The following is a 13284-nucleotide window of genomic DNA, read 5'->3' as shown; positions in this document are numbered from 1 at the left end:
GCTAACCCGCGTTCAGCCGCCACCCTCTTCGTTTAGCAGCGATGGATGACGGCTCCATTTCTCAAGGAGCTTCACCATGATCAAACCCACGCCAAACCCACCCGAAACCGACACAACCTCGCCCTACGAAACCCTCGACTCCAAGAAATTCCACGAAGCCGCCGAACGCGCCCTCGATCACTACCTCAATCCGTTCCACCCCAGAAAACCGCTGCTCAAACCCAACACCCGCTACCTCATCGCCCCCGACATCCCGAGCGAAGAGCTGCTGGCCGAAGCCTGCGAAACCCTGACCTCGGCCAAAACCATGGCCAGTGATTTCGCCGGGATGATCGATACGCCGCAGCGGCATGTGCTGTTGGGGATTGCGCAGTTGATCATGCTGGCTGAACTGGCGGTGAACCGGGTGCTGGACAATCTGGAAGTGAAGGCTGAGGCGCCGCTGTAGCCTGAGCAAAGAAAAACCCGCCGCCCCGATCACTCGGGACGGCGGGTTTTGTCGTTTCAGCGATTAGCTCACACCGTATCCACCTTCAACGAATGATCATTCAGCATGCCGTTGATGATCGTCGCCGTGTCGTGCCCGCTGGCAATCAAGCCCCCCGCCCCCGGTGTCACGCCATAGTGACTGGCGAGGTTGACGCCGGCCAGGTCGATGGTCTGGTTCGGCGTGGCGCCGGCCATGGCGCTGACGTCGATGCTGGTCATGACCGAGGCGCCGCTGCCGGTAACGGTGAAGTGCAGGTAGTCATCCAGTGACGCCGCGGTGCCGTTTTCACCTTGCAGCAATTGCGACAGGTCGAGCTTGTCGGTGCCCGGGGTGAAGTCGGTGACGGTGTCGTGGCCGCTGTTGCCTTTGAGCCACTGGAAGGTGTCGGCGCCCGGCCCGCCGGTCAGGGTGTTGTTACCCATCCCGCCGATCAGCAGGTCATCGCCCCCGCCGCCATTGAGGATGTCGTTGCCCAGGCCGCCGTTGATCACGTTGTTATTGTTGTCACCGGTGAGGGTGTCGTTGAAGTTCGAGCCGACGAGGTTTTCGACATTGCTGATGGTGTCGATGCCTGCACCGAGGGTGTTCTGCGCACCGAGCAGGCTCAGGTTGACTGTCACACCGGCCGTCGCGTGGGCATAGCTGACCGTGTCGATACCGGTGCCGCCATCGAGGAGGTCGTTGCCCGGGCCACTGTAGAGCAAGTCGTTGCCGGCGCCGCCGTGCAGCTCGTTGTTGCCGGAGCCTGCGGTGAGTACGTCGTTGCCGTCCCCGCCGTTGAGGATGTTGTCGCCGCTGCCCGCCACCAGCACGTCATCGCCGGACGTCCCGGTGAGGGTGTGGCCGTCCTGATAGCTGATGGTCACGTTGGCGGTGTCGCTGCCGCCGTGGTTGTCGTTGGCGGTGTAGGAGCCGTGGAAATCCGGGGTGACGTCGTGAGCCCCGGCGTAGTTGACCGTCATGGTCAGTTGATAGTTTTCCGCAGCATTGGTGTTGCTGCCGCTGGTGTTGGTGATGTTGGTTATGTGGATCTGATACGTGCCATCGGCACCGGCGGTGATGGTGCCGCCGTCGGCGATGCTGACGAACGCCCCGCCGTTCACCGAATACTCCATGGTGATGTGCCCGGCCGCCAGGTTGTGGTCGAGGTTGAGGGTCTCGCCCTGTTTCAGTTTGACGGTGATGAGGTCTTCATCGTTGGCATTGGCGTTGGTCACCGCGCCGAGGTAGCCGCTGACCACCAGCACTGCCGTCATGGCCGCTGTGTTGGCCGCGAAGGCGTTGCGCACATCAGCCAGGTTCTGGTTGGCGGCGGTGTTGCTGGTGCCGGTGAAGCTGATCGCGCCAGTGCCGGTGAAGTCCGCGCCCTTGGCGACCCAGCCGGTGTTGAAGGTGGTTGGCGAGGCGTTGAGGGTATCGCCGTCCGGATCCGTATCGTTGGCCAGCAGCAGCTCGCCCGGCACCACGACATTGCTCGACAGCACGTTGGTGATGATGTGGTCGTCCACCGCCACGGGCGGCGAATTCGGGATCACTTTCACCGTCAGCGTGGAGCTGGCGAGGTCGCCGTCGTTGTCGCTGAGGGTGAAGCCGATGTTCTCGGTGATCACCGTCGTCGTGGTTTTCTGCGAGGTGTAGCTGTAGTCGCCGGTGTCGAGGTTGATCACCAGCGTGCCGCTGTTGTTGGTGGCAATGCTCAGGGTGTTGTTCACCGTGTTGAAGGTGCCGTGGTTGGTGCCACCGCTGGCAGTCAGCGAACCCTGGCCGCTATTGGCTTTCGGGTCATAAGTGTAGGTGGTGCCGTCGACCACGATGGATTTGATGAAACCGCCATCGGCGCCGAATGAACCACTGTCCCCCAGCAACGAGCCAGTGACCGGCGCGCCCTCCACGGTGCCGGAGAGCACCGAGTTCAGTTGATTGAGGTCAGTGACCACCACCGCGTTGGTGTTGGTGTGGCTGATACCGTCGTAGGCGATCGGATCGAGGTTGGCGTTGCTTACACCACTGCCGAGACCGATTGCGTAGTTCTTGATGTTGTTGGCATCAAGGAAAGCTTTGAGCGCGGTCTCGTCGGCGGTGCCGATTTCCTGGCCGGTGGTGGGTTTGCCGTCGGAGAAGAAGTAGCCGACGTTCTGCGCCCCGGTGAGTTTGCCCGAGGTGTTGAACGCGGTCTGCATGGTCGCCACGGCCGCGTCGTAGTTGGTGCCACCACCGGCGCTGAGGCCGGCGAGCAGGGTCTTGGCGGTCGCCACATCGACCCATACCGAAGTGCGGTCGGTGGCGTTGCTGCTGAAGGTGACGAGCTGCACTTTCACATCGCCCAGATCGTCGTACTTGTCGAGCAAGGCGCTGATTGCCTGCTTGGCCAGGTCCAGCCGCGACAGGCCCGGCACGCCGGAGGCGTCGGCCATACTGCCGGAGATGTCGAGCACGATGAGGATGTTGGAGTCGATCTCCACCGCCGCCACCGAGCGATCCGAGGCCACAGCCTTGGGCACGTCGTCGACGATGTTGACCACGATGGTGCTGGTGGTGCTGTTGCCCAACGCATCGGTGGCCTTGTAGGTGAAACTTTCGCTCAGGGTGTTCGGCCCGTCGTTGGCGTTCGGCGTGGTTTTCGGTGCCGAAGTCAGGGTGTAGGTGTACGTGCCGTCGGGATTGAGCAGGATCTGCCCGTAAGTGCCGGTGGCGCTGCCGACCAGGGTGTAGGTGATCGAACCGCTGCCGCCGGTGACCGCACCGACCAGCGTGCCGGTGGCGGTTTCGCCGATATTGGTCGGATCGCTGCCGATGACCGTGCCGGGGGCCAGGTCTTGCCCGTCCTGGGTCAGGTCGAGGGCCTTTTCGTAGACGGTCACGTCCTGATCCACCGAGGCCACGAGTTTGCTGTCGGCGACGTTGACGGTGATGGTGGTGGTGCTTTCATCGCCGTCACTGTCGCGGATGGTGTAGGTAAAGGTGTCGGTAGCGCCCGGCGGGCTCACCGAGTTCGGGTTGCTGTGATAGACCGCGTTGCCCGCCGCATCCAGGGTCAGGTAACCGTAGGTGCCATTGATGTTGCTGTTGAGGCCGCCGATGGCTGAAGTCGTGGTGTTGCTGCCGGCACGCACGCCGACCACGATCGCCGCGCCATCTGCGCCGCTGATGTCATTGCCCAGCACGCTGATGTTGACCGTGCCGCCCTCCGCCACCGAACCGGTGTCGGCCTTGGCGGTTGGCAGGTCGTCAATGATGTTGACGTTGATCTGCCCGGTCGCAGTGCTGCCGTCGGTGTCCGTCGCCACCACGTTGAAGTTCTCGGTGATGCTGTTGGCGCCGTTGGCGTTCGGGTGGGTTTCGTTATCCACCAAGGTGTAGCTGTAACTGACCACGCCGGTAGTCGGGTTGTAACCGGTGATGGTCAGCGTGCTGCCCAGCGGGGTGACGGTCGATTGCGGGAAGCCGGCGGCCACGCCGTTGGTCATCACGGCAATGCCGCCCACGGTCAGGGTTTGCAGGCCGTCGAGCGCGGTGACTGTGAAGGTGCCGCTCTGGGTCAGTGCCGGGGTGTCGGGGCTGGTGCCGTCGCTGAGGTTTTTCTCGTAGACGGTGAGTTCGCCGCCATTCACGTCGAGGCCGTTGAGGACCACCGGATCGTCGTTGTTGTGGATGTTCAGTACCAGGTTGGCGGTGCTGGTGTCGCCGTCGGCATCGGTCAGGGTGTAGGTGAAGGTCTCGGTGCCGTTGCCACCGCCGTGCAGGTTTTTGAAGTCTGCATCGTTGGTGTTCAGCGTGTAGGTGTACGTGCCGTTGGCATTCAGCACCAGAGTGCCGTAAGTGCCGGTGAAGGTGCCGGGGGTGATCGGGCCGGCATTCGGACCGGTCGCCACCACGTCGGCGCCTTGCACGTCGTTGGTCAGCACGTTGCCGTTGAGGGTCAACTGGGTTTCCGACGCGGTGCTGGCGTTGCTGTCGTTGATCGCCTTCGGCACGTCATCGACGATGTTGACCACGATAGTGCTGGTGACGACGTTGCCCAGTGAATCGGTGGCCTGGTAGGTGAAGGTTTCGGTCAGGGTGTTGGCGCCGTCATCGGCATGCGGGGTGGTGCTGGCCGGTGAGGTCAGGGTGTAAGTGTAGGTGCCGTTGGGGTTGAGCACGATCTGCCCGTAGTTGCCGGTGGCGCTGCCGACCAGCGCGTAGCTGATTGCACCGACCGCGCCGGTGACCGAGCCAACCAGCGTGCCCGACGCGGTTTCCCCGGTGCTGGTCGGATCGCTGCCGGTGACTGTACCGGCGGCCAGATCCTGGCCGTCCTTGTTCAGGTCGAGGGCTTTTTCGTACACGGTGACGTCGGTGTCGCTGACCGCGCGCAGCTGGCTGTTGGAAACGTCGATGGTGATGGTGGTGGTACTTTCATCGCCGTCGGAATCGCGCACGGTGTACACGAACACGTCCACCGCGCCGGGACCGCTCACAGCATTCGGGTTGCTGTGATAGACCGCGTTGCCGTTGGCGTCGAGGGTCAGGTAGCCGTAGGTGCCGTTGATGTTGCTGTTGAGGCCGCCGATGGCCGAGGTCGAGGTGTCGGAACCGGCGCGCACGCCCACTACCGCGCCACCCGCTGCCGGGCCGTCGGCGCCGCCGATGTCGTTGTCCAGCACGTTGCCGCTGACGGTGCCGCCCTCCTGCACCGACGTGGCATCGGGCTTGGCGGTCGGCAGGTCGTCGATGATGTTGACGTTGATCTGCCCGGTGGCGGTGCTGCCATCGGTATCGGTCGCCACCACGTTGAAGTTCTCGGTGATGCTGTTGGCGCCGTTGGCGGTCGGATGGGTTTCGTTATCCACCAGGGTGTAGCTGTAGCTGACCACACCCGTGGCCGGGTCGTATCCGGTGATGGTCAACGTGCTGCCCAGCGGCGTGACCGCCGATTGCGGGAAGCCGGCCGCGACACCGTTGGTGATCACGGCAATGCCGCCCACGGTGAGGGTTTGCAGACCGTCGAGGGCAGTCACAGTGAAGGTGCCGCTCTGGGTCAGTGACGGGGTGTTGGGGCTGGTGCCGTCGCTGAGGTTTTTCTCGTAGACGGTGAGTTCGCCACCGTTTACGTCCAGGCCGTTGATGATCACTGGATCGTCATTGTTGTGGATCTGCAGAACGAGGTTAGCGGTGCTGGTGTCGCCATCGGCATCGGTGATGGTGTAGGTGAAGGTCTCGGTGCCATTGCCACCACCGTGCAGGGCTTTGAAATCGGCATCGCTGGTATTCAGCGTGTACGTGTAAGTCCCGTTGGCGTTCAGCACCAAGGTGCCGTAAGTCCCGGTGAAAGTGCCGGCAGTGATCGGGCCAGTCGGTACACGGTCAGCGCCCTGCACGTCGTTGGTCAGGACGTTGCCGCTCAGCGTCAGGTTGGTTTCCGACGCCGTGCCGGCGTTGCTGTCATCCAAGCCTTTGGGCAGGTCGTCGACGATGTTCACGTCCAGCGAAGCGTTGGCGGTGGTGCCGTTGTCGTCGACCACGGTCACGGCGAACTGCTCATTCAGCACGTTGGCGCCGTTGGCAGTCGGATGCGCCTCGTTGTCGACCAGGGTGTAGCTGTAGCTGACGACGCCGGTTGCAGCGTTGAAACCGGTGATGGTCAGCGTACTGCCCAGCGGAGTCGTGACCGATTGCGGGAAGCCTGCGGCGACACCGTTGGTGACGACGGCGATTCCACCCACGGTCAACGTGGTGACGCCGTCCAGCGCAGTGATGGTGAACGTGCCGCTTTGGGTCAGTGCTGGAGCATCGGGGCTGCTGCCGTCGCCGAGATTTTTTTCGTAAACGATGAGTTCGCCGCCGTTCACGTCGAGGCCGTTGATGATCACTGGATCGTCATTGTTGTGGATCTGCAGAACGAGGTTAGCGCTGCTGGTGTCGCCATCGGCATCGGTGATGGTGTAGGTGAAGGTCTCGGTGCCGTTGCCACCGCCGTGCAGGGCTTTGAAATCGGCATCGCTGGTATTCAGCGTGTACGTGTAAGTCCCGTTGGCGTTCAGCACCAATGTCCCGTAAGTCCCGGTAAAAGTACCGGCGGTGATAGGGCCGGCGCTAGGGCCAGTCGGTACACGGTCAGCGCCTTGCACGTCGTTGGTCAGGACGTTGCCGCTCAGCGTCAGGTTGGTTTCCGACGCGGTGCCGGCGTTGCTGTCGTCCACGCCTTTTGGCAAGTCGTCGACGATGTTCACGTCCAGCGAACCGTTGGCGGTGGTGCCGTTGTCATCCACCACGGTGACAGCGAACTGCTCGTTCAGTACGTTGGCGCCGTTAGCAGTCGGGTGAGCTTCGTTGTCGACCAGGGTGTAGCTGTAGCTGACGACGCCGGTTGCAGCGTTGAAGCCGGTGATGGTCAGCGTGCTGCCCAAAGGCGTGATCACCGATTGCGGGAAGCCAGCGGCCACGCCGTTGGTGACCACGGCGATTCCGCCGATGGTCAACGTGGTGACGCCATCCAGCGCGGTGATGGTGAAGGTGCCGCTTTGGGTCAGGGCTGGAGCATCGGGGCTGCTGCCGTCGCCGAGGTTTTTTTCGTAAACGGTGAGTTCGCCGCCGTTTACGTCCAGGCCGTTGATGATCACTGGATCGTCATTGTTGTGGATCTGCAGGACCAGGTTCGCGGTGCTGGTGTCGCCGTCGGCATCGGTGATGGTGTAGGTGAAGGTCTCGGTGCCGTTGCCACCGCCGTGCAGGGCTTTGAAATCGGCGTCACTGGTGTTCAGCGTGTAGGTGTAAGTCCCGGTGGCGTTCAGCACCAAGGTGCCGTAAGTCCCGGCGAAAGTGCCGGCGGTAATCGGGCCGGCATTTTCTCCGACAGGTACGCGGTCGGCGCCTTGCACATCGTTGGTCAGGACGTTGCCGGTCAGCGTCAGGTTGGTTTCCGACGCGGTGCCGGCGTTGCTGTCGTCCACGCCTTTGGGCAGGTCGTCGACGATGTTCACGTCCAGCGTGGCGTTGGCGGTGGTGCCGTTGTCGTCGACCACGGTCACGGCGAACTGCTCATTCAGCACGTTGGCGCCGTTGGCGTTCGGATGCGCCTCGTTGTCGACCAGGGTGTAGCTGTAGCTGACGACGCCGGTTGCAGCGTTGAAACCGGTGATGGTCAGCGTGCTGCCCAACGGAGTGACGGTTGATTGCGGGAAGCCAGCGGCCACGCCGTTGGTGACCACGGCGATTCCGCCGATGGTCAACGTGGTGACGCCATCCAGCGCGGTGATGGTGAAAGTGCCGCTTTGGGTCAGGGCTGGCGCATCGGGGCTGCTGCCGTCGCCGAGGTTTTTTTCGTAGACGGTGAGTTCACCGCCCTCGACGTTCAACCCGTTGATGACCACCGGGTCGTCGTTGTTGTGGATTTGCAGCACGAGGTTCGCGGTGCTGGTGTCGCCGTCGGCATCGGTGATGGTGTAGGTGAAGGTCTCGGTGCCGTTGCCGCCGCCGTGCAGGGCTTTGAAGTCGGCATCGCTGGTATTCAGCGTGTAGGTGTAAGTACCGTTGGCGTTCAGCACCAAGGTGCCGTAAGCCCCGGTGAAAGTGCCGGCGGTAATCGGGCCAGTCGGTACGCGGTCGGCGCCCTGCACGTCGTTGGTCAGGACGTTGCCGGTCAGCGTGAGGTTGGTTTCCGAGGCGGTGTCGGCGTTGCTGTCATCCACGCCTTTGGGCAGGTCGTCGACGATGTTCACGTCCAGCGTGGCGTTGGCGGTGGTGCCGTTGTCATCGACCACGGTCACGGCGAACTGCTCATTCAGCACGTTGGCGCCGTTGGCGTTCGGATGCGCCTCGTTGTCGACCAGGGTGTAGCTATAGCTGACGACGCCGGTCGTGGCATTGAAGCCGGTGATGGTCAGCGTGCTGCCCAAAGGCGTGGTCACCGATTGCGGGAAGCCTGCGGCGACACCGTTGGTGACGACGGCGATACCACCGATGGTCAGGGTAGTGACACCGTCCAACGCAGTGATGGTGAACGTGCCACTCTGAGTCAAAGCCGTGGCATCTGGCGCACTACCGGTGCTGAGGTTTTTCTCGAAGACGGTGAGTTCGCCGCCGTTTACGTCCAGGCCGTTGATGATCACTGGATCGTCATTGTTGTGGATCTGCAGGACCAGGTTCGCAGTGCTGGTGTCACCGTCGGCATCGGTGATGGTGTAGGTGAAAGTTTCCGTGCCGTTGCCACCGCCGTGCAGGGCTTTGAAATCGGCGTCACTGGTATTGAGGGTGTAGGTGTAGGTGCCGTTGGCGTTGAGTACCAATGTGCCGTAAGTCCCGGTGAAAGTACCGGCGGTGATAGGGCCGGCGCTAGGGCCGGTCGGTACACGGTCGGCGCCTTGCACGTCGTTGGTCAGGACGTTGCCAGTCAGCGTGAGGTTGGTTTCCGAGGCGGTGCCGGCGTTGCTGTCGTCCACGCCTTTGGGCAGGTCGTCGACGATATTTACGTCCAGCGTGGCGTTGGCGGTGGTGCCGTTGTCATCCACCACGGTGACAGCGAACTGCTCATTCAGTACGTTGGCGCCGTTGGCAGTCGGGTGCGCTTCGTTGTCGACCAGGGTGTAGCTGTAACTGACGACGCCGGTCGTGGCATTGAACCCGGTGATGGTCAGCGTACTGCCCAGCGGAGTCGTGACCGATTGCGGGAAGCCTGCGGCGACACCGTTGGTGACCACGGCGATTCCACCAATGGTCAGCGTGGTGACGCCGTCCAACGCGGTGATGGTGAAGGTGCCGCTTTGGGTCAGTGCTGGAGCATCGGGGCTGCTGCCGTCGCCGAGGTTTTTTTCGTAGACGGTGAGTTCACCGCCCTCGACGTTCAACCCGTTGATGACCACCGGGTCGTCGTTGTTGTGGATCTGCAGGACCAGGTTCGCGGTGCTGGTGTCGCCATCGGCATCGGTGATGGTGTAGGTGAAGGTCTCGGTGCCATTGCCACCACCGTGCAGGGCTTTGAAGTCGGCGTCACTGGTGTTGAGGGTGTAGGTGTAGGTGCCGTTGGCATTCAGCACCAAGGTGCCGTAAGTCCCGGTGAAAGTGCCGGCAGTGATCGGGCCAGTCGGTACACGGTCAGCGCCTTGCACATCGTTGGTCAGGACGTTGCCGGTCAGCGTGAGGTTGGTTTCCGAGGCGGTGCCGGCGTTGCTGTCATCCACGCCTTTTGGCAAGTCGTCGACGATGTTCACGTCCAGCGAACCGTTGGCGGTGGTGCCATTGTCATCCACCACGGTGACAGCGAACTGCTCATTCAGTACGTTGGCGCCGTTGGCAGTCGGGTGCGCTTCGTTGTCGACCAGGGTGTAGCTGTAACTGACGACGCCGGTCGTGGCATTGAACCCGGTGATGGTCAGCGTACTGCCCAGCGGAGTCGTGACCGATTGCGGGAAGCCAGCGGCCACGCCGTTGGTGACCACGGCGATTCCGCCGACAGTCAGCGTGGTAACGCCATCCAAAGCAGTGATGGTAAACGTGCCGCTCTGGGTCAGCGCAGTGGCATCTGGCGCACTGCCGGTACTGAGGTTTTTCTCGAATACCGTCAGCTCGCTACCTTCGACGTTCAACCCGTTGATGATCACCGGATCGTCGTTGTTGTGAATCTGCAGCACGAGGTTCGCGGTGCTGGTATCACCATCGGAGTCATGCAGGGTGTAGGTGAAGGTTTCGGTGCCATTGCCGCCACCATGCAACGCCTTGAAATCCGCGTCGCTGGTGTTCAGCGTGTAGGTGTAGGTGCCGTTGGCATTCAGCACCAGCGTGCCATAGGTCCCGGTGAACGTACCGGCGACCACCGGGCCGCTGTTGGGGCCGGCAGGAATGCGGTCGGCGCCTTGCACGTCGTTGGTCAGGACGCTGCCGGTCAGGGTCAGCAGGGTTTCCGAAGCCGTGCTCGCATTGCTGTCATCGACGGCTTTGGGCACGTCATCGGTGATGTTGACGTCCAGCGAGCCGGTCGCCGTGTCGCCGTTGCTGTCGCCCGCAATCACCGTGAAATGTTCGCTTAGGCTGTTGGCACCGTCGCCCGCAGGATGGGTGTCGTTTCCGTTGAGGGTGTAGCTGTAGCTGACCGTGCCGTTCGCCGGGTTGTAACCGGTGATGGTCAGGGTGTTGCCCAGCTGCGTGGTGATCGATTGCGGGAAACCGACCGGCACGCCGCCGACGATTACGTTGATACCACCGATGCTCAGGCTGGAAAGCCCGTCCGGCGCCGAAATGCTGAAGCTGCCGGCCTGGGTCAGCGCGCCGGGATTGGCGGCGGAGCCATCCGGCAGATTGGCTTCGTTGAGCGTCAGTTCGCCCCCGAGCACATCAAGGCCTGTGAGGGTCACAAGGTTGTTGACCGGTGGCGGGATGACCGGCGCCGGCGTGTTGTCGCCGTTGTCGATGACCGCGTTGTGGCGTTCTTCCGGAAACTCGGGAATGCCACCGAAACCGGCCGTGGGGAAACCGATGACCGGATCGACCCGGCCACCCACTTCGGTCAGCAGCACAAAACTGTGGCCGCCACCCTTGCCGCCATTGGTATCACCAGGGGCATCGGGGCCTGCGGCGGTGGCTTCAGCGGATTTGGTCGGGTCCTCACCGGCGGCAATGGCTTTCTGGATCTGGGCCACGTCGGTGAGTTGGGCATCGCTCGGGGTCAGCGCTTCCGGGGCATCCACATGGGGTGCGTGGTTGGCCAGCAATTGTCCGGTCAGGGTCAGGCTGCTGTCCCGGCCCAGGGTCAGTTCCTGGCCGTTTTGCAGATGGACGGCAATCGCGCCCTCCGCCCCGGTGATCAATTGATCCCCGGCAAACAGCCGATCGCCTTCCACCAATGGGCGCCGACTTCCGTCTGCCGATTGAGCGAAAACCTGACCAATGACTTTGGTGACGATCCCGATGAGCGTTGCCATGTGCATTTCCTCCGCTGCCGACCACCGTCGGCACTGGTTCGCGAAGCAGCCCATGGCTCAAGCGGGTTGTCGGGGCGACGCTCGCACCTCGACAGTTCGTTTCGCAGGTTGTGCACATTCAGAAACTCCAGCGCCCTCAGGCACTTGGAATCCCTGATCGATGCAGCACGCCCACTAGCGCTACGTAACGGTGGTGAATCACCCGAGTGACAAAAAACTGTCACTCATTGACCGCTACGCGTCCCTCCCCTTTAGCAGTACTTCGCCCGTATGTCGCAAAGTGAATGGAACTTTCCTCAAGCCTTCATGCACTCCCTAAAGCGCATAAAACAAAGGCTTTCGAATGGAACAATGTGCCGGATTCGGCGAAGCGCATAAGTTTTTTTTGGCATAAGCCATATGAAAAATTTTTCTTAGCTACGCTTCAAGATGTTCTTAGCTCTGTTGTAACAGCGATGAGACGCTAAACACTAAAAATATCGTCAATAAATTGGCGACAGCGAAATACCATCAGGACTCAGGGAGATGCACCCATGCGCGTTCTAACCCCCCTCTGCAGTGCGGTTTTGCTGGCCATGGCTTGCACATCCCAAGCTCAGGCCATGAACCTCACCGAAGCCATTCAGAGCACCATCGCGACCCACCCGGAACTGGCGTCGCGGGTTGACGCCAAACTGTCGGCCGACGAACAGGTAAAAGTCGCCAAGGGTGGCTTCTATCCGTCGGTGGATCTGAACGCTGCTTATGGGCGCGGCTACAGCGACAACACCAACACCCGGGCCCTCGGTAACCACCACACCGCAATCCTCAACTACACCCAGTCCGAGCTGCGTCTGCGGCAGATGCTGTTCGACGGTTTCAACACCGCCAACGAAGTCGAGCGCACCAAGGGCGTGTCCAATTCGCGCGCGTATTACGCGCAAGGTACCGCCCAGGACCTGGCCCTGCGTACCATCGAGGTTTACCTCGAAGTGCTCAAGCGCCGCGAACTGGTAACCCTGGCCAGGAACAATCTGCAGGCGCACCTGCGGGTCAATGACCAGATCGGCCTGCGCACCCAGCGCGGCATCGGCAGCACTGCCGACTCCGACCAGTCGGTGGCCCGTAAGGCGTTGGCGCAGAACAACCTCGACACCGCCGAGGTCGATCTGGCGGACGCCGAATCGAATTTCTACGCCGTGGTCGGGCGCATGCCCGATGAACTGGAAGCACCGGCCTCGACCCGTGGTGAATTGCCCGCCAGCCTGCCCGAAGCCCAGCAGAGCATGGTCGAGAACAACCCGTATCTGAAATCCGCCCAGGCCGACGTGCAATCGGCCGAGAGCCAGTACGAAGTCGCCAAGTCGCCGTTCTACCCGCGTTTCGATGCCGAAGCGGCGGTCGGCGCCAACAACAACGTGCAGGGTGACGAGGGCCACGACAACGAATGGCGGGTCGGCGTGGTGATGAATTACAACCTGTTCCGCGGGGGCAGCGACAAGGCACGCCTGGCCTCCGACGCGCACCAGATCAACCAGGCCATGGACATCCGCAACAACGCCCTGCGCCAGCTCAACGAAAACATTCACCTGGCCTGGAACGCCATGGTCAACGCCAAGAAACAGACCCCGACCGCCCGCGAATACGCCGAGACCACCAAGCGCGTGCGCGCGGCCTATCAGGATCAGTTCGGCCTCGGCCAACGCACCCTGCTTGACCTGCTCGACAGTGAAAACGAGCTGTACAACGCCAACCGCCGCTACACCGAAATCCGCTACACCGAGGAGTTTTCGATGTACCGCGTGCTGGCGAACATGGGTCAGTTGCTGAGCAAACAACGGGTGGTACTGCCCGCCGATGCGATTGCCGCTACCGAGGTGAAGAACGAAGCACGTCTGCCCGAGCTGAAATAAGCCCCGT

At 62.1% G+C, this 13284-nt stretch carries 3 protein-coding genes; 2 read left to right on the top strand and 1 reads right to left on the bottom strand.

Annotated features, from left to right (window positions below):
• Positions 1–76: 76 nt before the first annotated feature.
• A complete protein-coding gene (locus NE357_RS07450; protein WP_169429337.1) occupies positions 77–448 on the top strand; it encodes a DUF6124 family protein in 372 nt (123 codons plus the stop codon).
• A gap of 68 nt (positions 449–516) precedes the next feature.
• On the opposite strand, the gene NE357_RS07445 is transcribed toward NE357_RS07450, so the two are convergent.
• Complete coding sequence (locus NE357_RS07445) at positions 517–11385, bottom strand: retention module-containing protein (RefSeq protein WP_169429336.1); 10869 nt, start codon at positions 11383–11385, stop codon at positions 517–519.
• A 533-nt stretch (positions 11386–11918) separates the two neighbouring features.
• On the opposite strand from NE357_RS07445, the gene NE357_RS07440 reads away from it, so the two are divergent.
• A complete protein-coding gene (locus tag NE357_RS07440) occupies positions 11919–13277 on the top strand; it encodes a TolC family outer membrane protein (protein ID WP_169429335.1) in 1359 nt (452 codons plus the stop codon).
• The last annotated feature ends 7 nt before the right edge of the window (positions 13278–13284 follow it).

This window comes from Pseudomonas sp. G7(2022), from assembly GCF_052660475.1.
This window is presented reverse-complemented; position numbering and strand designations above follow the sequence as displayed.

Coding starts and splice junctions, on each gene's coding strand:
- NE357_RS07450 (WP_169429337.1), top strand. CDS start 77: ATGATCAAACCCACGCCAAACCCACCCGAAACCGACACAACCTCGCCC.
- NE357_RS07445 (WP_169429336.1), bottom strand. CDS start 11,385: ATGGCAACGCTCATCGGGATCGTCACCAAAGTCATTGGTCAGGTTTTC.
- NE357_RS07440 (WP_169429335.1), top strand. CDS start 11,919: ATGCGCGTTCTAACCCCCCTCTGCAGTGCGGTTTTGCTGGCCATGGCT.